This is a genomic window from Enterococcus sp. CWB-B31 (assembly GCF_020567645.1).
Lineage (GTDB): Bacteria > Bacillota > Bacilli > Lactobacillales > Enterococcaceae > Enterococcus_L.
The window spans coordinates 550,930-574,937 of the sequence record NZ_JAJDJW010000001.1; the positions used below are offsets into that span (position 1 = coordinate 550,930).

A 24,008-nucleotide genomic window follows, 5' to 3' on the forward strand; every position below is an offset into this window, starting at 1 on the left:
TGATAGCCAGACAAGCCGATAAAGAATTAAAGATAGGGGGTTTCTTGAATTTGCAGGATCATTTCTTCGTCAGAATAGCTGTATTCTTTTTGGATGAGTAATGCTTCTAGTGTCATCCGCAACGTTTGGTCACAGTGCCCTTTTTGTTCCGAAAGTTTTTGGCATATTCTTTTTCCAATACCTTCCACGGAATGATCTGCACTTTTTTGATCCAGTGATTTTGCGGTTAAATCGCTGAATAACCAATATTTTTTGATTATTCAGCAGGTATTATATAGCAAGCTTAACACTTAATTAGAATTTTCAAGTTCAAATTCTAATTAAATACAAACAAAAATGACCTTGTATCATTATGTCTTTCTATGCTATGGATTAACTACGGACTAAAGTTGATTTTCTATAAGTTAGCTGACAGAAAATAGCTAGCTTATTTGTTTTTTAACATAAAGTCTCAAAAATTTATAAAAAACGAGACTATGACATACTAATGTCATAGTCCCCTAACACCGAATAAACAGCGTTCCAGTCTTTATATGATCTGAGCATTTGTAAGAAGCGTAGGAGTGAAATCCCTCCATACTTCGAGGATCGGAACGAAGTCCTTTAATTCTTAGTGGCTTTGCCATTTAGAAATTGATGAGATCGAAACGAAGTGAAGTGTAGTATAGTGAGAATCGTAGACGCAGAAAAACGGATACCGCGTATTGGCGTAGTGTTTTGTCTCGAGAATCGTTAGACTCATAGAGACAGCAGTTCTTCTACGCTCCGCAGCATACAGTTCTACTACATCAAGTGAGCTGGTTTCATTCAAGGAATACTTATCAAAACTACGCATACCATTCTGCTAAAGTACGAATATAAGCAGAAGTGGCAAAGTAGAACTAGGATCTCGGAAATAAGCCGAATACTCTCAAAAATATGGAAAGCTCCAAGTAGACATCAATCCGCAGCCTTATTGTCATAAATCACTACGATTGACTTGTCAGAGTAGATGCGTGTTACCTACCTGGTTCTTGAGGCAGAACACTTCTGCTCCAGTGATTACTCGTCGTATGGAGCAGAAGTGTCACAACCTCTATAGTATCAAGTTTTATTTGTGTGAATTTTTTAAATTTTGATTATTAAAAAATATAAACTGGTGTAAATTTTGCTAATGATGTTTCTTTACTCGCACCATCTTCTTTAATATTTAGCGTATATTCTTGATTAGAAAACTTAGTATTTTGTGGAAAAACAAATAGTCGTTGCATAGGTGTAGGTAAAAAGGTGCTTCCCGCAATCTCTCCATTTTTATCTCGTAAAATAAATGTATACCCAGTTTTATATTTCTCGTTAAGTCTAAACTCAAGCGAGTGTGTTTCAGTTGTTAGTCTATTACTACTTTGTAATAATTTATCTCCAGAGGGTACATCTTCAAAAACATCTTTAAAGCCATTTAGTTGTAGGATATTACTTACCTTTCCGATGGCCCCCGTTTTCAAAAGCTCTCCACTATATGATTCTGGATTGAGTAGGGTATCTTTAAAAAAGTTATTTTGAATAGCAATTTCTTCATAAAATGAACCATCGTATGCTACTTGTCTGATAACTACAGAGTTTATTATTGATTCTCTTTCTTCTTCAGTAGGATACTGTTCAAAGAATTTATCTATATTAATATCAAAAGCTACTACTTTCCCTGACTCAATCACCTTTAATGCTTGAATATTTAGTAAAGCAACAAATGTATCCTTAGTGTCTACAGCTTTGTTTAAAGTTACTCTTAAAACATTATAGCTAGATAAAAATGCATCTTCCACTTGTAATGTAGAGTCACTCTTTTGTGATATTTCAATATTTTGAGAATCTGCAAAAGCTTGTTCACTTGTAGTTACTCCTGCTAAAGTTGCAATAGTCAATGCTGTTATTGTCGTTAATAAATATTTTTGTTTCATCTTTTCCTCCAAATTTTCTGATTTCTGATTAATGATGATTAATTTCCACACTAGTCCACAAAATAAATTATGTATTTCAGACCAGAATTAGATCATTCATTAGCTATAGAATACGATATCCTTTCTAATTAGGTCAGGTCATATTTCAATTTCAAAAATTAAAATTGACCGCAAGCGTATACTTTAGTATCCACGCACCTAGAGAGTATCGACATAAACCTAGATTAAAAATTAAGTATAGAAAAAATGGTGTAAATGTCAGGTAGCAAAGCACCCAGACGATGAATAGCCCGATTGCTATACTAACAATTGAGCGAAGGTTGTCTGCTAGTTATTTGTATTTTTCTTGAATGATTGTTGACCATAGAAGGTAGTCATCTAACATTTCCGAACAAAGAACCGGTAGATTAGGCAGTTCCTCCAATAAGTAAGTGAGGTAGTGGATCCCATTTAATCCATCCAGCTCCGCAATTTTCAGTACACTTAAGATATGGCTCGAAGTCGTGCCTCCTCCAAACTGTTTGAAAAAAAACAATTTTTTCTCCCCATTATGAGCTCTTTCACCAAACGTTCACTATAAGTATTGGTGACCTCTAAACGTCCATCCCCAACTGGAGTCAAACTAGCTGTAAAAACTATAGAAATAGCTAGTTTGACTCCAGTTTCTTTTAAAGCTGCTCCTTCTTGTCATTGAAACATACACGTTAACATTTTCTATCTTTGAACTTCATTTATAAATGATCTTTTATTATAATTTGGTCAGATCACTAGTGACTTAATATAATAGATATAAGTAAAAACAGACAGATGATAAATATACTCTCTAGTATATCAGCACTTGGGTTGCTGTTCCGGACAATATTTTTGAGCTGGCCAGTTTAGTTAAGAAAAAAATTGAATTTTATGAAACCTTTTTAAAGAAAAGACTGTCTAATAGATATAAGGTAGAAAGTAGGAGATGTATGGAGAAAGAGTTGCAAATAAGGTTGGTAAAACAGGCTAAAATTGGGGATGCCGAGGCATTTGTAAAGCTATGCGGGGCTTACCAAACGGTGTTGTATAATTCCGCCTACAAACTATTGGCAGACAATGAGGATGTGGCCGATTGTCTGCAGGAAACAGAAATTCGCGCATGGAAAAAAATAACTAATCTAAAAAATGAAGCAGCATTTAATTCTTGGATATTTAGGATCATGGTAAATATTGCCAAAGGAATCTTGAAAAGACGGGTTGAATCCGTTGAGTTTGAAGAAAGACATATGACTAGAGAAGAAGACAGTTATGGAACTTCTGATCTTGAACAAGGATTAAATAGATTGTCGGAGAAATACAAAATTCCACTCATTTTACATTATTATGCAGGATTTAGTATCAAAGAAATTGCTGTTCAGGAAAGGATATCTGCAAATACAGTGAAAACCAGACTGGCACGCGGAAGAGTCAAATTGAAAGCCTTATTGGAGGAGAACGGTCATGGATAAAAAGACGATCGACAGGATTAAAAACGAAAAAGAAATTCCTGCTGAAGTAATGGAAAAACTGCTTCTCAATCGGAAGCTGATTTTGACAAACCAAATCAGTCAAGAAAAAGCTGTTAAAGTGAGCCGCAGGAAAAAAGTGATGTTTATTTTGGCAGCGGCAGCCATTGTTTTTCTGCTTGTAATGATTAAGACGCCGGTGGGTACAGCACTTGAAAAGATGTTTGGCATCAGCCGGGATTCAGGGGTTGGAACAGTGGAAAGTCATGGTATTCCGAATAAGCTTGACTTGACAAGTATCCAAAATGGACGTGAAATTAAGCTGACTAAATTTGTCGCAACGAAGAAAAAACTTGCTTTCGATTATCAATTCAAGCTGAATGATGAGAAACTGAGAACTTTGCTGGAAAAAGAAATTGCAGCAGGTTCAAATTATCAGGATATTTTACTTGGACTTTTTGCTGAAGGGAACATGGAGGATTTATTTAGGGGTGTACTATCTTATTCGACCTTTCGTATTGAAGGGGATACGTTTTACGGGTCTGTTATAGCTATTTTTGATAAGGAGAAAATACCGGAAAATGCTAAATTAACCCTGCATATTTATCGGTTGCATTGGCAGGATTGGGATGAATATGAAGCTGTCATGGCTGAAGCGATTAAAAAGGCATACAGCTCTTTCAGTGTTGAAACAGCCTTAGTGTATGAAGGCGATTGGAGCTTCAACGTTGAATATGAGCCGCTGACTCAAACCGCTGAACCACAAGTTCTTCAGGCTGATAATGTTCATGAGATTAAAGCAAAAAGTGATGCGCTGCAGACCACTGTTTCTTTTAACATCCCTACAGAAGGAGATTCAGGCGACTTTCAATTTTATGATGTAATTATTTATAAAAACGACGTTAAGAATGAGGCGCAGTCAAGCTTTAGTTACGAAAATAAAAATGGTAATACTGCATTTGATTTTTCTTTTGATTTGAGTGCACTGGATAACACCTCTGTTTACAAAATTCAAGTCAATGAAGTTGACGAAATGGGGAATATAGTAAAAGAATTAGGCAGCTTTGAGCTGCAAAATAAATAAGTGAAATGCGTATAGAAAATAAGAAGAGAGAGTTTTATACGCAGGTTCTGTGACCTAATGATTGGTACAAAATAAGTAGAACGATCTAGTTTGTCCCTCAAGGTTAACTTGGAGAAGAACCTCAATAAGCGATCGACCTACACGCCCTTCTGTCCTCTTTAGTATGACAGGAAATAGCGTGTAGGTCGATCGTTTTTTTCTTTTCATTCTGTTTGGTGCGGGTGGATAGCCCTCATGAGTGTTTGTCCCAACCTCTTTTTTAGTGGTTACTTTCACAGCTGTGGTTTGCGTATGGTTTGAAAGTAAAAAAATCTTCGGTGATACAAAACAGTTCCCTGAAAATGAGGCACTTATCAAAAGAGGAATGCGTTTACAAGGTTGTTTGAATATGTTAATATTTACTTGTTCGAACAAGTAAACTATATTGTGGATCACTCAATAGGAAGCGGTGATAAATAATTTTTTTGGACAGATCACATTCTTTAAATTTGGTGTGAAGAATAAGTGAATGGTGGTGGAAGTAATCATAATTAAGGAAGAGTTGAATAGGCAAACTAAGTTAAGAAGTATTTACTTCAATCGATATCTCCTATTTCGTTATGCTACAGCAATGTTTTTCTTTATCAATTTATATTGGGGTGTATTAAGTTTTTCTGTTCCAAACATTTGGACGGCAGTGCCAATAGGGCTGCTTATAATTGATATCGCTATCATCATTGAACAAACCGCAAAATACTGGAATCCTTCCAAACGTTTGCTGTTTACGAAAGCAGGGTATGCCGTGCAGATTAGCAGTAATTTAGTGGGAATTATGCTGATTTTTCTGGGGCAACAGCAGCAGCTTTTTCCATTTATCAATGAGAGTGGTCGTGGATTGTTGCTTATATGTCTGATTATTGGGTGTCTTGCAGGAATCGTTGTCGAATGGAAGGTTTGGCAAATTGAACAGGACAAGGATTCCTATTTAGAACATATGAAAATTTTTGAGGATAGTTTAGAAAAGGAAAGGTGATAAAAATGGATTCAGATAACAAATTATTTAAGTTTTTGAACAATTATTTAATGGGACCGATGGGAAAAATTTCCCAGCTTAGAATTGTTCGGGGGGTTATGGCTGCAGGGATGGCCTCTATTCCATTTACGATTGTCGGCTCAATGTTTCTGATTATTGCTGTTTTACCGCAAAGCTTTCCGGCATTAGAGGGGATCTGGGAAGCTTCGTTCAATCGGGTTCAAAGCTTATACATGCTGGCAAATATGGCGACAATGGGAATTTTGGCTCTTTATTTTTGTATTGTTTTTGGCTACGAATATTCAAAAATTCAGGCTCAGGAAGAGAAAATCAATTTGAATCCATTGAACGGAGCTTTGCTGTCTATGATGGCATTCTTTATGTGTTTGCCGGAGCTGATTTTTGATGGCGGAGTTGCCGTATTGGTCAGTGTGATTACAGAGGATCAAAAAATTATTGATGGCTGGGAAATGTCCGGTGGTGTTACACGTCTGGGAACAACAGGAATTTTTACAGCAATTATTATGTCCATTATTGCAGTGAAGCTGTATACGTTGTGCGTGAAACGCAAGTGGGTCATCAAAATGCCGGAAACTGTTCCAACCGGGGTTTCAACTTCTTTTACTGCTCTTATTCCAACTATCTTGATTGCACTGACAGTTATTGTTATTAATGGCGTATTAATCGCTTTGGGAACAGATATCTTTAAGATGATTGCCATTCCATTCGGGTTTGTTACTAATTTAGCGAATACCTGGGTGGGGTTGCTGGTTATTTACTTCTTAATGCACGCGCTTTGGATCGTTGGTATTCATGGGGCAACGATAGTTACCTCATTTTTGACACCTATAGTTCTATCCAACATGGTTCAAAATCAAAATGGAGCAAATCTACCATTTGCAGGTGAGTTTAATAACAGTTTTGTTACGATTGGCGGTTCTGGTGCAACACTGGGGATGGTTGTTTTTATCACATTCTTTGCAAGATCAGCACAGCTAAGTGCTCTGGGAAAGGCAGCAGTGATTCCGTCACTCTTTAATATTAATGAACCGATTTTATTTGGGATGCCGGTTGTCTATAATCCTTATACAGCTATTCCTTTTTTCCTGGCTCCAATGAGTTCAATGTCCGTTGCTTACTTTGCCATCAAATTTGGGCTGGTTAACCCGCCAATTGCGCAGGTTGCCTGGCCGACACCACTTGGTTTGTCAGGATTTATTGGGTCAGGCGGTGACTGGAGGGCATTCGTGCTGGCAGTTGTCTGTGCGGGGACAGCATTTTTGATCTGGTTCCCGTTCATCAAGTTTTATGATGGGAAATTGTATCAGGAGGAGCAGGCAAAAGCTGCAGTAAACGAAATGAATTAGGAACTGCAGTTGTTATTGTATTATGTAATACAGAGCAATGAACAAAAGTATTAATAAAAAACAGAGAATTATTTTTTACTGAGTTGAGCGTGAAAAAGAGAAGTGAGAATGATAACTCCAGAGGATTGAGATATAATAATAAAGTGATAGTGACTAGTTATATTAATTAAAAAAGGAGTGTCAGTAATGCAGCGTAAACATCCACTGGATATTAAAATGTTGGTTAAAGAAATGGTCAATGAAATCCAAAAGGGGACGCTTGCTGATGAGAGCGGCAAGCTGCCAAGCGAGTATACCTTGATGTCCCATTATAATGTCTCTCGTTATGCATTACGACAGGCTCTTGGACAGCTAGGTGACATGGGCTATATCTATCAGTCACATGGTATTGGTTCTTTTGTTCGTCCCAAGCGTCGTGATACCGTGATGAATCTGCAAAATGACACAGAATTAACAGAAGAGCTGGCACGTCCTGGTCGTGTAATTACAACAGTGGCAGCCTGCCAGTGTATAGTGAGTGCAGCTGATGCCGATTTTTTACCGGAGAACCATGATTTGCCTGCTGGAGAGCGATTAATAGAAATTAAGCGTCAGCGAACACTTGATGGAGAACCTTATTTGATTGAGCAGTCGTATTATTTACAGTCAGTTGCTGAAGAAATTCCGGAAGAGTCGCTCTACGATTCTGTTTTTAAATATTTTGAACTGAAAAAAAATATCAAAGTAGGATTTATTGACAAAATCATCAGCAGTGAACCACTTTCTGACTGGGGAGCAAGTTTCTTTCAATTGCCTGCAGGAGCGCCGACACTGGTTGTGCGTGATGACAGTTTTTTAAGTTCAGGAAAACTTCTGGCCTTTTCAAAAATTTGCTATGACTATCGTAAAGCAGAGCTGTTTATGTTTAAGAAAAACTATTAATGGAGCTGAAAATAATTTTGTGAATCAGATATTTTGCTGAATAATCAAAAGCAGTAAATAAAGTTGTTGCAAATATTCCTCCTGTCTTATAAAATAAATAGACACACTCTTTAGGGGAGTAGCCGGCAAGAGTCATTGTGATAATATCAACAGTAAGTTAATCACTAAAGTGGTTTTCTGGTATTATATGAAACGGTGAGACCTAAGATAAGTAGCTTCTACTTGTCTTGGGTCTTTTTTAGTTGAAATTGCAGGCTTCAGACGATGCAGATTGCAGCAGTGTGGTCAAAAAACAAAATTTGGAGGATAAACATGGAAAATAATCAGGAAGCAAAACAAAAACAAATTTATCAACAATCATTGGGTACATTATTCACTGAAACAAAAAGCAGTGAATCTGGCCTAAATTCATCACAGACAGAGGAGAGATTAAAAGCAGATGGCTATAATCAGTTAAAAGAAGCGCCGAAAAAATCAAGCTTCGTACTCTTTTTGGAAACATTTAAGGATGCAATGGTTATCGTCCTGCTTATCGTTGCCATTGTTCAAATGGTTATGGGAGCCTACGTAGAATCGCTGGTTATTTTTGCAGTGCTAATGCTGAATTCAGTAGTCAGCGTGATTCAAACCAAAAAGGCAGAAGGATCACTAGAGGCTTTAAAAAGTTTGTCAGCACCGGATGCGCGTGTCTTGCGTGACGGACAGGAGAAAACGATTTTGGCAAAAGAAATCGTTGTTGGAGATATTGTCCTGCTGGATGCCGGCGACTATGTACCCGCAGATGGCCGTCTGCTGGAAGCTGGATCATTGAAGGTAGATGAAGGAATGCTGACTGGTGAATCGACACCGTCAGAAAAGGAAGTAAAGGAAATTTCAGATACAGTTCCAATTGGCGATCGTGTAAATATGGTGTTCAGCGGCACGATTGCTACTTACGGTCGTGGAAAATTTCTGGTGACCGGTGTTGCCAATCAAACAGAGATTGGACAGGTGGCTGGATTACTTGAAACAACAGTTGAAAATAAAACTCCGCTGCAGAGAGGTTTGGACAGCTTCAGTAAAAAACTCAGTCTGGCAATTTTAGCACTGTCTTTAGTTATTCTTGCTATCCAGCTAGGACGCTTATTTTTAGGTAGAGGTTCGGGTGATTTAACGGAAGATGTCATTCAGGCATTTATGTTTGCAGTTGCTGTAGCAGTTGCGGCCATTCCTGAAGCGCTGCAGTCTATTGTCACCATTGTTTTGTCAATAGGGACTAAAAAAATGGCAAAGAGACATGCGATTATCCGTAAACTCCCAGCTGTTGAGACGCTAGGTTCAACCAGTATCATCTGTACTGATAAAACAGGAACTCTGACACAAAATAAAATGACGGTTGTCAATTTTTATTTAGCTAATGGTAAAATGAGTGAATTTTCCAAAGAGCCGCAGAAATGGACGAGAGATGAACAGCGGTTAATGGAAATTGCTGTGTTGGCAAATGATGCAGCGATTAGTGAAGATGGAAGTCCGCTTGGTGATCCGACGGAAGTGGCTTTGATTGATTTTATCAATAAGCAAAATCAGCCGTATCAGATAATTAGAGAACAGTTTCCTCGGAAGGGTGAACTGCCTTTTGATTCTGATCGAAAACTGATGTCAACCCTTCATGATATAGACGGCGAGCAGTTGATTTTGGTTAAAGGCGGACCAGATATCGTTTTTGAAAGAAGCAGCCAGGTGCTGTTGGATGGAGAAATTGTTCCGTTTACTGAAAAAGCAAAACAAAAATTCCAGCATCAAAATGAAGAATTTTCCAAGCAGGCACTTAGAGTGTTAGCCTTTGCCTACAAGCCCGTTGCACATAAGGAACTGACATTGGATGATGAAAATGAATTAATTCTTGTTGGATTGCTGGCAATGATTGACCCACCTCGAAAAGAAGTGGTACAGGCGATAATTGAAGCAAAATCAGCGGGCATTAAAACGATTATGATTACTGGGGATCATAAAACAACAGCAGTGGCTATTGCCAAAGAAATCGGTATTTTCTCAGAAGGTGATCAGGCATTGACTGGGACAGAACTGGATGCATTAAGTGAAGAAGAATTAAAAGGAATTTTAGCAAAAGCCACTGTTTATGCACGTGTTTCTCCAGAAAATAAAATTAGAATTGTTCGAGCGTGGCAGGAAAAAGGGAATATTTCCGCAATGACCGGTGATGGTGTAAATGATGCACCGGCTCTAAAACAGGCTGATATTGGTATTGCGATGGGAACTGGAACAGATGTTGCCAAGGATGCAGCAGCTATGGTTCTGACAGATGACAACTTTGCTTCCATTGTAAGTGCAGTAGAAGTTGGCCGTAATGTATTTGATAATATCAAAAAGGCGATTGCCTATTTATTTGCCGGTAATTTAGGTGCCATCATTGCAATCATTTTTGCATTGATTATGGGCTGGGCAAATCCGTTTACTGCACTGCAGCTGTTGTTCATTAATCTGGTTAATGATTCGCTGCCTGCTATTGCATTAGGAACGGAAAAAGCAGAGCCGACAATTATGAAACGTCAGCCTCGCAATCCAAATGAAGGGATTTTTACCGGGCGTACTTTAATCTCTGTAACTTATCGGGGAGTGATTATTGCTGGAATGGTTATTTTCGCTCAATGGCTGGGAATGCAGCATTCAACTGAAATGGGTGTGGCAATGGCTTTTTCAACACTGATTTGGTGCCGTACGCTACAAACACTGCCAGCACGCTCCAACACACAAACAGCAATGCAAGCCGGAGTTTTCTCTAATAAAATGGTGCTGCTGGCTATAGTGATTTGCGGTATGCTGTATAGTGTTACGTTAATTCCCGGTGTAAGAGCAGTCTTTTCAATTCCGGAAAGCTTTGGTTTTGAACAAATTGGACTGTGTATAGGTTTGGCGGCAGTAGCAGTAGCGTTAATGGAGCTGTTAAAAACTGTACTTGTAAAAATGAAGAAACAGAAAAATGGGTTGTATGGTCCAGTTGATTGATATTGATATAATTAAGGTTTGGTGCAGGGGAACGGCTAATTTGAAGAGCAGTCTGTGCTCTGAATCAAAATGATTTAAGTCTGGGAATTTTTCTCAGGCTTTTTCTGTGTGTGTGAACAGACGTATCTGAAAAAGAGCTGTTCACTAGCCTGAATATCTGTGTCAACAGATTGGACTATGCTATACTTGTTTTGTGAAAGTGGCGTTGGATGAATCTAAATTTACTCAGGTGTTCATTTGAGACAGCGATTTTGCAGATGTTGATTTGAGAGAAACGAGTTTTAGAGAATCTATTTTGGAAAATGTGGATTTTAGCAATGCATTTGTTAAAGAAGCTCAGTAGTGGTGCAAAGAGGCTCATCCATCATTCGGTCTGCTTCAAGTCATTAGAACAAGCAGTCAACAATCCTGAATGCTTTACGATTACCCATGCAAGTGAACATAATTGAAATGGAAGAAACTATATAGGGACGGTAAAGAACTGGACTGTGACATAAGTATGTCTAAGTCCCCTAAAACCGAATAAACGGTGTTCCAAAGCCCCTCCATGCTTCGAGGATCGGAACGAAGTGAGAACCGTAGACGCAGAAGCTGTCTCTTCGGAAATAAGTCGAACTATACTGAAAATATGAGTAGCTCCAGGGAGGTATCAATTCACAGCTAGTCATTTTATGACTAGTGTTCCTTGACAATTTTCGTATAGTCCGACTTATTGTCATAAATCACTACGATTGACTTGTCAGAGTAGATGATGCATGATACCTACCTGGTTCTTGAGACAGAACACTTCTGTCACAACCTCGTTCAACGCTCAAAAGAAAAATGGTTTAGATAGTTGTGGCAGTTTTTAATAAAGTAATAGTAGTGGGGGACAAAAGCACCGATGGGACTCGAAAAAATTTTAGGAGAATCTTGTGATGAAAGAATATACAAATAAGAAAGAATTAATTTCTGCAATCAAAAGTAAATATGAGCTGTATATCAGAGAGTTTGCAGATATTCCGGAAACTAAAAAAAATCTGAGAATAGATGAAGCAGACAGAACGCCGTCAGAAAATCTGTCTTATCAGCTTGGCTGGATAAACTTGTTGTTGGATTGGGAAAGAAGAGAGAAGCAGGGGAAAACAGTTCAAACACCTGCTGAAGGATATAAGTGGAATGAGTTAGGCGGGCTATACCAGTCCTTTTATGAAAAATATGGTCAGATGACATTATTGGAACAACAGGAAGCGCTGTTAAACGGAGTGGAGGAACTCTGTCGGTGGATAGATTCTTTATCCGATATAGAATTGTTTGAGCCTGAACAGCGTGGCTGGGCAACGACGAAAGCAAAATGGCCGCTGTATAAATGGATTCATATTAACACAGTTGCTCCATTTACAAGCTTTAGGACAAAAATTCGCAAATGGAAAAAGTACACTTTATAACGATTTATCAAATGGAGGTTTATAGAAGAAGTTCGAAGTAAATAAAATAATGAGATGGTTTGAAAATGGGCAATATCTTAAGACTAGACTGATGAGTAGATATAATAAAATCTGTCTTTAACCTGTTATGTTATTCTGAACGTAGTTAAAACAAAAGGGAGTTGGAAAGAATAACATGTATTGTTGCTGGTACACTCTGTATTGAGCAATCTGTTTCTGCTCGTACAACGGTTAGGTCAGCCTTCTTTTTTAGGGAGGCTGTTTTTCATTTAGGCATAACCCCGAATATAATCTGGAGTAATCAAAAGCTGCAAATCCATCTTTTAAATCATAGAGACAGATTTTCTGTTATTTATGATTTTTTTGTTTAGCAAATGCTTTTTTGATTTAATAAATTCATTCACCTTTTTTATTTCTCAAAAAAAAAAGTGGGTATTAATTTTAGTCGCTATCTCTTTTATACTGTGCTTGTAAGGTGTAGAGGAGGAGCGGATCGATGAAAGATTGGTTAAATATTGCAGGAAAAAAAGTGATTGTTACAGGCGGTTCATCGGGAATTGGAGCCAGTATCGTAGATGCATTGCTGGAAGAAGGCGTAAGTGTCGCGAATTTTGATTTAAAAGAGAGTTCAAAAAAACATGAAAACCTGATGTTTTTGGCAACAGATATTTCTTCAAAGCAACAGGTGGAGGAAAATGTCCGGAAAGTTGAAGAGCTGTTTGGAGCAGTGGACGGATTAGTGAATAATGCCGGTATCAATGTACCCAGATTACTGGTGGATGTTGAAAAGCCGCATGGGGAATTTGAATTATCCGATACAGTCTTTGATAAGATTTTCGAAATTAATCAAAAAGGTCTTTTCCTGATGACACAGACAGTTGCCAGAATCATGGTGAAGAACAAACACGGCAGTATCATTAATATGTCATCGGAAAGCGGATTGGAAGGCTCGGAGGGTCAGAGTGCCTATGCAGCAACAAAAGCAGCTGTCAACAGCTATACCCGCTCATGGGCTAAGGAGCTGGGCAGGATGGGGATTCGAGTGATTGGAATCGCACCGGGAATTATGGAAGAAACAGGGCTGCGGACAATAGAATACGAAACAGCTTTAGCTTATACCCGAGGGATCACGGTGGACGAATTGCGCAAGAATTACAGTAAAACGACAACTATTCCTCTGGGGAGAAGCGGTCGGTTGGATGAAGTAGCTGATCTTGTGTGCTACTATTTGTCAGATCGGGCAAGTTATATCACTGGTATAACAACTAATATTGCAGGCGGTAAAACAAGAGGTTAAAGCGAAAGAGAGGGGAAGAGATGACGCTGGTGAATCGCTGGTATCAAATTTTACAGTATTTTATTGCTTACGATCGCCTGACGCGTGAAGAGCTTCAGAAGATCACTGCTACAACTTCCCAAACAGTCAAAAAAACGATTCAGCTATTGAATGAACAGCTGGATCATATCGCTAAAATTATTGAAAAAGAGGGCTTCTATCAGCTGAAGGTAATTGACACCCAACAGTTTGAAGCGGTGATGAATGGTAGTTTGAAACAGCATGTGGACCTTAATTCCAGCTCCAAGCGAATAGCAGTTCTGATTGACTGCTTTATTAAACAAAACGACTATATTGTGATTGATGATCTTTCAGATTTGCTTGGAGTCAGCCGTTCTACTGTCAATAAGGATTTACGCAGTTTAAAGCAGCTGCTGGCAGAGTATGACAGTACCTTAATCGGGACGCCGAACAAAGGACTTCTACTGAAAGGACAGGAAGAGAACCTGCGGATGCTTTATTTATATCATGCATATGATTATCTGGAATATACGCCATTAAACGGATCAGTACTTCAGCTAATTGAGGAATTATCACTGACAAAGAAACTGGATTTTCGAATGGTCGGTTTATTGAAAAAAGTCATTACCTTTACGATGAAACGGATTCATTCAGGGAATAGCCTTTCCATGAAAATTCCTTATTATGTGAATTATTTTGCTGCAGATCCGCAATTGGAAATGCTGATGATTGCGTTGGAAGAGAATTATAGTCTGACCATCAGTCAATATGATTTTGATTTCCTCTGTTTTCCGTTAAATATTTTCAATAATAATGCTGTAGATGATTGTTTTTCAGGGGAAATGCAGGCTGCTGAACTATTTCGCGGAATGATGGAAACTATTCGTGAATCAGTGATTCTTACACTTGATGAACAAAAATTATTCAGTCAGCTGAAATTACATTTTATGTTTTTGATCAATCGGATTATTTTTCGCGTTCAGGCTTATGATCTTTTTGGTCATGATTTTAGAAATAAATTGGCTTTTGCCTATGAGCTGGCTGATTTGGGAATTCAAGCACTCTCAAATTTCCTAGTGAAACCGAAACAAGAAGCAGAAATAGCTTATTTGGCTGTTTATTTCGAGCTGGCGCTAAAAAATGAAAGTGATGACGAGGACTTCAAAGAAATTGCAATTATCTGTAATACAGGAAAAGGAACCGCCTTAATGATTAAAAGACAATTGAGAAATGTTTTGGGCCCCAATATTCAAATTGTTCATTATTCAGAAGAGGCGTATAAAACGGAAGAGCTGAACTGTTATTTTGCCATTTTTACGACGATTCCATTAGAAGAAACAAAAGTACCGACGATAATGATTAAGCTGACGGATCTGTTTAATGACAGCTGGCTGTTGGGAGAATGGAAACGGATCATCGCTTCAAAGGCAGTGTCTTTTAAAAATATACAATTTAACTTTGAGCTGTTGGCAGTGGAAAAATCCTATGAAGAAAATCTGACTGTTATGCTTGAAAGATTAACTGCCGAAAAGCTGGTGGATGAAAAATTTGCTGCATATATTCTCCAAAAGGCACAGGAGGACTCAGCTGTTATTGAAAATGGGATCGCATTTCCACATGGTATAAACAATCAAAGTGATCAAATTATTGTCTCAATCGGTTCATACAGAGAAAAGGTTTCGTTGGAAGAAGTCGAATTAATTTTCCTTGTAGCTATTCCGGTTAATTTAACTATAGACGCAGAGGATGAGCTGTTAAGCTTTTATGATACGATTTTTCTGATTTCTTCTAATCCGACTCTGCGAAAACAGGTGCGGGAAATCACCTCTGAAAAAGACTACACGTGTTTATTAACGAAAGGAGAGCGCTGATATGAACATTCTCTTTCTAGGTGTCATTGCTATTATGGCATATGCCATTCAAATGATTTTAGGACTGAAGCAAATTAAAAATTTTAATACTGTTTACTCACGAATGAGGCGAAAAGGGAAAGTTGCGATTGGCAGAAGACCCGGAAAAATTGTTTCCGGAACCATCCTTTTATTGGCTGTTGCTTCAGATGGAAAAATCACTAAAGCTGAGATGATGCAGGGAACTTCAATTTTGGCTCGTTTTAAAGAACGACCGCAGTTTGTCGGACTGAATATTCATGAACTCTCAGAGAACCATCCTTTACTTCTAAAAGAGAATAAGCTGACTCGTCAAGCGGCACTAAACGCAAAAGGAATCTATTTAGACGTGGAAAAAGGAGAGTTTCAAGAGAGGCAATCTGTTTCACCAGTGATGAATCTTGGAATACAGCTGTCGATAGTTAAGAATTCAGTACAGACAGCATTTACAGAAAGAAAAAGCTGCTTTGTTTTTCGAAGAAAAAAGGAGTGATGTCCTTTGGTCTGACGAGGTTCAAGTAGCAAAAATTATATTTTTCTATAAAATAAAATATATTATATTAGGACATGTCTGAAAATTATCGAAGTATCCGAATTTTTGTGGAAACCTAGATTTACTCAATAAAAAAGCTGGCTTATTTTAGCGTGTTCATTTTTCTATAAACAAGGGTTGGAAAAATAGGACTAATTTTTGTACGTATGCCAGCAATCTCTTAGAGATGTCATATAAATGTTTAGCTCATTTCTCTCAATCAGAGTATTGCATACCATCCTGCTAACTGACTTTCTACTACGGAAAAATCTTGTATCTACGAGTCTCACTACACAACACAACACTACACTTCGTTTCGATCTCATCAATCTCTAAACGGCAGAGCCATTAAGAATTGAAGGACTTCGTTTCGATCTCATCAATTTCTAAATGGCAAAGCCACTAAGAATTGAAGGACTTCGTTTCGATCTCATCAATTTCTAAATGGCAGAGCCATTAAGAATTGAAGGACTTCGTTTCGATCTCATCAATTTCTAAATGGCAAAGCCACTAAGAATTGAAGGACTTCGTTTCGATCTCATCAATTTCTAAATGGCAGAGCCATTAAGAATTGAAGGACCTTGTTCGATTCTCGATACAAACGCATCTACTTGGAAAAGTGTTGGCAGCTACCTCCAAAAAGTGATTGAATGTTTACACATTCATCAGATTGGTGGTTCGCATACCATCCCACTAGATGTTCCTGCATCAGCGGGATTGGCAATGCAGCTCATAAGTGAATATTTATAACAACGAGTTTCATAAAAATAATGAGAACATTCGCCACTAGAGTTCTCAGACATGTCCCAGTATGAAGGAGTGTATAAGAATGAATTATCTTATTAAGTTTGCGGAAGGGTTCATGGGACTTTTCCAAACCGGAGCAGAAACCTTTATCAGCTGGATGACTGGCATTGTTCCGGTTGTTTTGTTGCTGATGGTTGCGATGAACACGTTGATTGCATTTCTGGGAGAGGCGCGTGTAACAAAAGTCGCCAGAGCTTCTTCCAAAAATCCGTTTACCCGTTATCTGATTTTGCCGTTTGTCTCAGCATTTATGCTTGGAAATCCAATGTCTTTTACAATGGCCCGTTTTTTGCCGGAGTTCTATAAGCCAAGCTACTATGCATCTCAGGCACAGTTTTGCCATACAAGCAATGGTGTGTTTCCTCATATCAATCCGGGAGAGTTGTTTGTCTGGATGGGGATTGCACAGGGGATTACTGCTTTAGGACTAAATTCAATGGAGCTGGCTATACGGTATCTTCTTGTGGGGCTGGTGATGAATTTTATTGGCGGCTGGGTGACTGATTTCACTACTGCGTTTGTCTGCAAACAACAGGGAGTGACGCTTAGCAAGGACGTTAAATTAGTAGACTAGGGGGAAATAGAATGACGTACAATCAAATTAAAATAATAAAAGGGTCAGGCGGCTTTGGCGGACCTTTGATTATCACACCTACGGAAGAGAAGCATAAGTTTATCTATGTAACCGGCGGCGGAGAAAAACCAGCGATTGTTGATAAAATTGCAGAGCTAAGCGGTATGGAGCCTGTCAATGGGTTCAAAACATCTATTCCTGATGAAGAAATTGCTCTGGCTATTATTGATTGCGGAGGCACATTGCGCTGCGGGATTTATCCTAAGAAGAGAATCCCTACTATCAATATTGTACCGACAGGGAAAAGTGGTCCGTTAGCCCAATATATCACAGAAGACATTTATGTATCTGCTGTGGGAGCAGAGCAGATTGGGCTCTCGGATGAGGTCTTGTCAAAAGCTGTTTCCGAGGCGCCGAAGGAAGAAAAGAAATATACGTATTCTACTGATAAAAAAATAACAGAGCAGCGTGCCGAGCAGCAAAGCTTTATTGCCAAAATCGGGATGGGGGCCGGAAAAGTGGTGGCAACCTTCAACCAATCTGCCCGTGAAGGGGTACAAACCATGATTAACACGGTTATTCCTTTTATGGCGTTTGTATCTTTACTGATTGGTATTATTCAGGGATCGGGAATCGGAACGGTCTTTGCCAATATGATGAAACCTCTGGCAGGCAATGTAATCGGTCTGATTATCATCGGTTTTATTTGTTCACTTCCTTTCCTATCGCCTCTTCTGGGACCAGGTGCAGTTATCAGTCAGATTTTAGGAACATTGATTGGGGTGGAAATTGGCAAAGGAAATATTCCGCCGCAGCTGGCACTGCCTGCGCTATTTGCGATTAATACGCAAAATGCAGCTGACTTTATTCCTGTTGGTTTAGGGCTGGAAGAGGCAGAAGCTGAAACAGTGGAAGTTGGAGTGCCATCCGTTCTGTATTCCAGATTTTTGAATGGGGTACCACGTGTTATTGTGGCCTGGCTGGCAAGCTTTGGAATGTACAGTTAAACTAGCAGTTGTTGGGAGAGAGGATAAATGATTTTTGAAACGTACGTGACAAACATTGGTTCAGAAGCAGACATGTTTCGGGAAGAAAATATGCTGATCTTTTTTGGCGATGAAGCTCCTGAAATGCTGGCTGATTACTGCTACAATATTGAGTTAAAACCTTCATCCGGAGAAATTCTTCCGGGAATGGACTTTGTTTTCGATAATCAGAGCTATAAAATTACTGCCGTGGGAGAAGTGGTCAAGAAGAACTTGGATGCTCTTGGACACATTACTTTGCGGTTTGATGGTTCTAATAAGGCAGAATTGCCGGGTACACTCTATGTGGAAAGGAAAACAATGCCAGCAATTCAAGTAGGAACAACAATCGGTATTAAATAAAAGGATTTCTTTCTGATTTCAACTCCGTTTTTTTATGATGAGATGAAGTCAGGAAGAACTTTTTTAATGTGCAAAGGTCAATCTTATCGCTTAGATAAGGGCTTACGCTCAGCTGACGACTTTCTGCTGCCTGGAAGATGCACACAGCAGAAATTATAATGAACAAGAATGAAAACGAGATGATGCGGCGTGGCATGTTTCTCTCATTGAATTTTGAGTGAAATCAACTGCTATTTCGCTATTTGATTGTCAGCGGATGCAGTATAATACGGATATGAAGAAGGAGGTTCGGTCATGAAGAAACTCATTATCAATGCCGACGATTTCGGTTATACACCTGGTGTCTCGCTTGGTATTATTGAAGCACATAACAAGGGAATTGTGACTTCGACGACAGCATTAACTGTTTCAGATCATTTTCTTGAAGGAATGAGACTTGCATCACAGCTGGCTCCTGGTCTGGGAATTGGTATTCATCTGACTTTGACATTGAATAAAGCAAAGCCTATTCTCAGAAAAGAAGAGGTACCTAGTCTAGTTGATGAAGAGGGGTATTTTTGGAATCAATCGGTGTATCTTGAAAAAGTTCGTCCAGAAGAAGTGAGGCTGGAGTGGGAAGCGCAGATTCTTCGCTTTTTAGAAAGCGGGAGAAAACCTGATCACTTGGATTCCCATCATTACGTTCACGGAAAAGTGGAAGAGCTGTTCAATGTCACACTTGAACTGGCGGAAAAGTATCGGCTGCCCATCAGAAACTGCAGTAATGAAGAGACCTTTGTAAGCTATAGATCAAGAAATGATGACTATCAAACCACGGACTGGACCTTTTTGGATTTTTATGGGAAAGCTGCTACACTCGAAGTTCTCGAACGGCTCTTTGATGAAGCTGTCAAAAGTGACAAAGAGATTTTTGAAATAGGCTGCCACCCAGCCTTTATTGATCCATACTTGCCGGAGCTGTCCAGCTATTGCATGGAAAGAATCAGCGAACTGAAGATTTTGACATTGCCTGAAGTGAAACAGATGCTGAAAAAACGCGGAATTCTGCTGACGAATTATAATATTTTTTATTAGAAGCTGTAATGTAGATTCCAAGTAAAAATAATTCTTGAAAAAGAGCCCCACTAAAGTCATTGACTGTCTGTACAGATAGCCAATGACTTTAGTGGGGCTCTTTGTTAATGATTGGCAGGAAGGAAGCTGATTGGAAACCTTTCTTATCAAGTTAGTTTGAAGCAGGACAGATTAGAAAGGTTTGCAAGAAGAAACAGTTACTATCAGTAATTGGAAATCAATTTGAGTCAAGTTGTTGAATCTGGTTTCTTTAAATAATCCTTTTAGACATGCGTTCCTGTAATTGGTAGTCATCATAATTTATCAGCATTTCGACAGCAATAAAAAATGAGTAAATGTTAGTTCGTAATTATAAAAGGAGTGTAGGGATGCGAATGTATATCTGTCATAAAGTGTGTTAAATATTGATTTTTTTAATTTAAAGTCTGAACTATGATTTTTATAATGAAAATAAATAATGATATTATATAACGAATAAACTATTTTAAAATAATATGACATGAGAAAATAATTTGCAAATAGTTTTTGTTTCATATATTTTTCTTGAACGATTCTTAAAAAAATCATTTTTATGTGTAAAAAATTAATTATTTATTTAAAGTACTGTATAAATTTTATTTAATAGAATAATATTCCTAATGGTTTTGCAAAACAGCCATATAATGTAGTATTATTAACTTGGTCATTTTTTTGAATAAAATTATTTTAGGAATGAGGAGATTATTTTGAAAAAAAGAAAGTTTTTAAAGTTATTTGTTGTAACTGTCTGTCTAAATTACAGTGCACAAATATTACCGTTCCATAGTATAGTCGCAGAAGCAACTTCCGGTTATGAAGATAACATGGCAGGGGATATTATAGAACAAGATATATCGATTGCTGAGATACCTGTTGAAGCTTCTGTTGCTGAAGAAGCTATTGAAGTTCTTGTTGCTGAAGAAGCTGCTGTAGCTGAGTCAGTAGTTGTTGAAGAAGAGGCAGCTTTTGTTGAAGCTCCTGTAGAGAATGAAGTTCAAAATATAGTGGAAGCAGAGCAGTTTGAGGCAGCAGAGTTGGCACCTGTCGAAGCTGGTATTTCTCCGGCAGATGAAGTAAGTGGAATTACCCCGACAGCTGTTGTAAATAATTTTGATCTGGTTATTGATGGAGTGGAAGTGGCTCCGGGTGCATGGTATGATTTTCCGACTTATGTATCAGGAAGCTATTTAGCAGATAATATCAATTCTTTTGTAGATTCTTATCAGTTAACGTTGACATCAGTGGAAACAGGAGAAGTATTTATTCTTAGCTCCACAGGCACTTCATTCAATTTTGATATTTCAGGATATGCTGATGGACAATATACTGTTCAGATAAATGCAATTGGACGATGGGAAATGAATGGAAATTCACTTCCTCAAAACTGGGTAATGACATTTGGACTTGAATTAAAATCAACAGATGCTGCAGTTATACCCGATGCAACATATAACCCCAATTCAATTGATACAAGTTTCCAAGGAGACAACAACAACTGGGTAATAAAGAATGAAGCAGGTGAAGTAGTTGCTCAAGGTTCTGGTGAAGTCATTGATGACAGTATATTGTCAACGTTGGAAGAAGGAAACTATACAGTAGAAAATACTGCGACAGCAACTACTCAAATGGGTTCGGAAGTTCCGCCAACAACTGCAACTGGTACTTTCACCATCCGCCATCCTGAAAGTACAACGACTGTTGATAAACCAATCAATCCTGACTCCATTACGGGAACACAGAAAATTACAGATTCAGTGTTAACATGGGAAATCAAAGACAGCAGCGGAACAGTTGTTGCATCAGGTACAGGCAGTGAAGTACCGCAGGATACGATTAAAGGTCTGGAAGAAGGTGACTACACAGTAGAATTTACCGAAACAAGTCCTGAAGGTGAAACACATACTTCCAGCGGATCATTTACTGCCAGATACCCGCAGAGTTCTACTAATGTAGATCGAGAATACAATCCGGAATCAATTACCGGAGGACAAAGATTGCCGGATTCAGAACTGACATGGGAGATTAAAGACAGTGAAGGAAATGTCGTGGAGTCTGGAACAGGAGATGAAGTTCCGCAAACTGTTATTGATGGACTTGGGGAAGGTTCTTATACGGTAGAATTTACTGAAACAAGTACTGAAAATCTAACATCGGTAACAGAAGGCAGCTTTATTATTCGCCATCCTGAAACAACAACAACTGTTGATAGACCAATCAATCCTGAGTCAGTAACAGGAACGCAAAAAATTCCAGATTCAGAATTGACATGGGAGATTAAGGACAGTGAAGGAAATGTCGTGGAATCAGGAACAGGGAGCGACGTACCACAAGATATTATCAGTGGTCTTGAAGAGGGTCCTTATACAGTAGAGTTTACAGAGACAAGCCCAGAAGGTGAAACACATACCTCAGATGGAAGCTTTACCGTTCGTCATCCTGAAACAACAACTACAGTAGATAAACCAGTCAATCCTGAATCGATTACAGGAACACAGAATATTCCAGATTCGGAATTGGTATGGGAAATCAAGGATAGCAACGGCAATGTTGTGGAATCAGGAACAGGGAATGAAGTTCCCCAAAGCATTATTGATGGACTTGAAGATGGGGACTATACAGTGGAATTTACCGAAACAAGTCCTGAGGGTGAAACACATACGTCAGAAGGGACATTCACTACTCGTCATCCTCAAAGTACCACAACCGTTGACCGTGAATATAACCCTGAGTCAGTTACTGGAGGACAAAAATTACCAGATTCAGAATTGACATGGGAGATTAAAGACAGTGAAGGAAATGTCGTGGAATCAGGAACAGGAAATGAAGTTCCTCAAAGTATTATTGATGGACTTGAAGAAGGTTCTTACACGGTTGAATTTACAGAGACGAGTACGGAGGATATGGTTTCAGTAACAGAAGGCAGCTTTATTATTCGTCATCCTGAAACAACGACAACTGTTGACAGACCAATCAATCCTGAGTCAGTAACAGGAACGCAAAAAATTCCGGATTCAGAACTGACATGGGAGATCAAAGACAGTGAAGGAAATGTAATAATTTCAGGAACAGGGAATGAAGTACCGCAAGACATTATTAAGGGTCTTGAAGAAGGCTCATATATAGTGGAGTTCGTTGAGACAAGTCAGGAAGGTGAAACACATGCAACGGAAGGAAGCTTTACCATTCGTTATCCTGAAACAACAACTACAGTAGATAAGCCAGTCAATCCTGACTCCATTACAGGAACACAAAAGATTCCAGGCTCAGAATTAACATGGGAGATTAAGGATAGTGAAGGTCGGGTGGTGAAATCAGGAACTGGAAGTGAAGTACCGCAGGACATCATAAATGCTCTTGAAAACGGAGAGTATATTGTAGAATTTACTGAAATAAGTCCTGAAGGTGAAACACATACAACCAATGGCAGCTTTACTGTTCGTCACCCGGAAGCTACTGTATCAATTGATAAAACAGAAAATCCGGATTCTATAACAGGTGGACAGAAGATACCAGACTCAGAACTAACATGGGTAATTAAAGATAAAGATGGTACAATTATTGCAGAAGGAGCTGGGAATACAGTACCACAGGACGTTATTTCTGGTTTGGCCCCAGGAAATTACACAGTGGAGTTTACTGAAATAAGTCCTGAGGGAGAAAGTTCTGTAGCTATCCAGGAATTCGTGATAACTGAGGCAGTTTTAGCAGATCCGGTCGATCCGGCAGAATCAACAACTCCAGCAGAGCTTGCAGGTACAACTGTCACTGGAACAAACAATGCGAAACCGGTAGGCAGCAATCCAACTATAGGCAAAAAGACCCTCCCGCAAACAGGTGAAAGTAATCCGACATGGTTGGCTTCATTTGGTGCAATGTTAGGTCTTACAGGATTAGCAGGTTTTGTTCGCAGAAGAAAAGACGGCGAAAACTCATAGTTTATAGTTTTTGACTATATAAGTAAATATGGGTTAGCAATAGTTGTCTTAACCCATTAAAAGCACTTCAATCGAAAGGTTGAAGTGCTTTTTTGATTTTAAAAACAGGGTGTAAAATGATAGTGTTGCTTAAATAAAATCTGTTAGTATCTAAAGTTGATCTTAATTTATGATGGTTGCTAAAGATAAATTAAGGATAGCTTTTAGTTGTTTTTTCTTTTTAAGTTGGTTTATAATTCAATTGAGCGAAATTTTGTTTCGTTCA

General features: G+C 38.6%; 17 protein-coding genes and 1 pseudogene. 16 read left to right on the top strand and 2 right to left on the bottom strand.

Going from position 1 to position 24,008, the window contains the following annotated elements; genetic code table 11:
• Positions 1–26: 26 nt before the first annotated feature.
• Positions 27–188, bottom strand: a complete 162-nt coding sequence (locus tag LI954_RS02305; RefSeq protein WP_229442336.1) for a hypothetical protein — start codon at positions 186–188, stop codon at positions 27–29.
• A 933-nt stretch (positions 189–1,121) separates the two neighbouring features.
• The gene (locus tag LI954_RS02310) at positions 1,122–1,934 is read right to left on the bottom strand and encodes a hypothetical protein (RefSeq protein WP_229442337.1); all 813 of its coding nucleotides are present in this window, start codon (positions 1,932–1,934) and stop codon (positions 1,122–1,124) included.
• 962 nt (positions 1,935–2,896) lie between these two features.
• Here LI954_RS02310 and LI954_RS02315 point away from each other — a divergent pair.
• From LI954_RS02315 to LI954_RS02385, 16 genes and pseudogenes are all read left to right on the top strand, one after another.
• On the top strand, positions 2,897–3,415 hold the full coding sequence (locus tag LI954_RS02315) for an RNA polymerase sigma factor (RefSeq protein ID WP_202067611.1): 519 nt from the start codon (positions 2,897–2,899) through the stop codon (positions 3,413–3,415).
• Complete coding sequence (locus LI954_RS02320) at positions 3,408–4,496, top strand: hypothetical protein (protein ID WP_229443392.1); 1,089 nt, start codon at positions 3,408–3,410, stop codon at positions 4,494–4,496. Before LI954_RS02315 ends, LI954_RS02320 begins: the two co-directional genes overlap by 8 nt.
• Positions 4,497–5,004: 508 nt before the next feature.
• A complete protein-coding gene (locus tag LI954_RS02325; protein ID WP_202067613.1) occupies positions 5,005–5,508 on the top strand; it encodes a hypothetical protein in 504 nt (167 codons plus the stop codon).
• Between the two features lie 5 nt (positions 5,509–5,513).
• Positions 5,514–6,875 carry a PTS cellobiose transporter subunit IIC gene (celB, locus tag LI954_RS02330; protein ID WP_229443394.1) on the top strand — a complete coding sequence of 454 codons (1,362 nt, stop codon included), beginning with the start codon at positions 5,514–5,516 and terminating at the stop codon, positions 6,873–6,875.
• A gap of 186 nt (positions 6,876–7,061) precedes the next feature.
• A complete protein-coding gene (locus LI954_RS02335) occupies positions 7,062–7,796 on the top strand; it encodes a GntR family transcriptional regulator (protein WP_202067615.1) in 735 nt (244 codons plus the stop codon).
• 312 nt (positions 7,797–8,108) lie between these two features.
• Complete coding sequence (locus LI954_RS02340; protein WP_229443396.1) at positions 8,109–10,802, top strand: cation-translocating P-type ATPase; 2,694 nt, start codon at positions 8,109–8,111, stop codon at positions 10,800–10,802.
• 256 nt (positions 10,803–11,058) lie between these two features.
• Positions 11,059–11,145 (top strand): annotated as a pseudogene (locus LI954_RS16300) (pentapeptide repeat-containing protein); the annotation flags it as partial.
• A 574-nt stretch (positions 11,146–11,719) separates the two neighbouring features.
• Positions 11,720–12,229, top strand: a complete 510-nt coding sequence (locus LI954_RS02345) for a ClbS/DfsB family four-helix bundle protein (protein ID WP_229443398.1) — start codon at positions 11,720–11,722, stop codon at positions 12,227–12,229.
• A gap of 496 nt (positions 12,230–12,725) precedes the next feature.
• Positions 12,726–13,526: an SDR family oxidoreductase gene (locus tag LI954_RS02350; RefSeq protein ID WP_229443400.1), complete on the top strand. Its 801-nt coding sequence runs from the start codon at positions 12,726–12,728 to the stop codon at positions 13,524–13,526.
• A gap of 20 nt (positions 13,527–13,546) precedes the next feature.
• Positions 13,547–15,397: a BglG family transcription antiterminator gene (locus LI954_RS02355; RefSeq protein ID WP_202067619.1), complete on the top strand. Its 1,851-nt coding sequence runs from the start codon at positions 13,547–13,549 to the stop codon at positions 15,395–15,397.
• A gap of 1 nt (position 15,398) precedes the next feature.
• A complete protein-coding gene (locus tag LI954_RS02360) occupies positions 15,399–15,908 on the top strand; it encodes a transcriptional regulator GutM (RefSeq protein ID WP_202067620.1) in 510 nt (169 codons plus the stop codon).
• 868 nt (positions 15,909–16,776) lie between these two features.
• Positions 16,777–17,328 carry a PTS glucitol/sorbitol transporter subunit IIC gene (gene srlA, locus LI954_RS02365; RefSeq protein WP_229443402.1) on the top strand — a complete coding sequence of 184 codons (552 nt, stop codon included), beginning with the start codon at positions 16,777–16,779 and terminating at the stop codon, positions 17,326–17,328.
• 11 nt (positions 17,329–17,339) lie between these two features.
• On the top strand, positions 17,340–18,335 hold the full coding sequence (gene srlE / locus LI954_RS02370; protein WP_229443403.1) for a PTS glucitol/sorbitol transporter subunit IIB: 996 nt from the start codon (positions 17,340–17,342) through the stop codon (positions 18,333–18,335).
• A gap of 27 nt (positions 18,336–18,362) precedes the next feature.
• Positions 18,363–18,716: a PTS glucitol/sorbitol transporter subunit IIA gene (locus LI954_RS02375; RefSeq protein ID WP_202067623.1), complete on the top strand. Its 354-nt coding sequence runs from the start codon at positions 18,363–18,365 to the stop codon at positions 18,714–18,716.
• A gap of 294 nt (positions 18,717–19,010) precedes the next feature.
• Positions 19,011–19,790, top strand: coding sequence for a carbohydrate deacetylase (locus LI954_RS02380; RefSeq protein ID WP_229442346.1), 780 nt, complete (start codon positions 19,011–19,013; stop codon positions 19,788–19,790).
• Between the two features lie 725 nt (positions 19,791–20,515).
• A complete protein-coding gene (locus tag LI954_RS02385) occupies positions 20,516–23,743 on the top strand; it encodes an LPXTG cell wall anchor domain-containing protein (protein ID WP_229443404.1) in 3,228 nt (1,075 codons plus the stop codon).
• Positions 23,744–24,008 lie beyond the last annotated feature (265 nt).

Bases quoted from the DNA above. Each gene is read 5' to 3' on its own strand.
- LI954_RS02325 (WP_202067613.1), top strand. From the start codon at position 5,005: ATGGTGGTGGAAGTAATCATAATTAAGGAAGAGTTGAATAGGCAAACT.
- srlA (WP_229443402.1), top strand. From the start codon at position 16,777: ATGAATTATCTTATTAAGTTTGCGGAAGGGTTCATGGGACTTTTCCAA.
- LI954_RS02320 (WP_229443392.1), top strand. From the start codon at position 3,408: ATGGATAAAAAGACGATCGACAGGATTAAAAACGAAAAAGAAATTCCT.
- LI954_RS02310 (WP_229442337.1), bottom strand. From the start codon at position 1,934: ATGAAACAAAAATATTTATTAACGACAATAACAGCATTGACTATTGCA.
- LI954_RS02355 (WP_202067619.1), top strand. From the start codon at position 13,547: ATGACGCTGGTGAATCGCTGGTATCAAATTTTACAGTATTTTATTGCT.
- LI954_RS02335 (WP_202067615.1), top strand. From the start codon at position 7,062: ATGCAGCGTAAACATCCACTGGATATTAAAATGTTGGTTAAAGAAATG.
- LI954_RS02360 (WP_202067620.1), top strand. From the start codon at position 15,399: ATGAACATTCTCTTTCTAGGTGTCATTGCTATTATGGCATATGCCATT.
- srlE (WP_229443403.1), top strand. From the start codon at position 17,340: ATGACGTACAATCAAATTAAAATAATAAAAGGGTCAGGCGGCTTTGGC.
- LI954_RS02315 (WP_202067611.1), top strand. From the start codon at position 2,897: ATGGAGAAAGAGTTGCAAATAAGGTTGGTAAAACAGGCTAAAATTGGG.
- LI954_RS02350 (WP_229443400.1), top strand. From the start codon at position 12,726: ATGAAAGATTGGTTAAATATTGCAGGAAAAAAAGTGATTGTTACAGGC.
- celB (WP_229443394.1), top strand. From the start codon at position 5,514: ATGGATTCAGATAACAAATTATTTAAGTTTTTGAACAATTATTTAATG.
- LI954_RS02345 (WP_229443398.1), top strand. From the start codon at position 11,720: ATGAAAGAATATACAAATAAGAAAGAATTAATTTCTGCAATCAAAAGT.
- LI954_RS02340 (WP_229443396.1), top strand. From the start codon at position 8,109: ATGGAAAATAATCAGGAAGCAAAACAAAAACAAATTTATCAACAATCA.
- LI954_RS02380 (WP_229442346.1), top strand. From the start codon at position 19,011: ATGAAGAAACTCATTATCAATGCCGACGATTTCGGTTATACACCTGGT.
- LI954_RS02375 (WP_202067623.1), top strand. From the start codon at position 18,363: ATGATTTTTGAAACGTACGTGACAAACATTGGTTCAGAAGCAGACATG.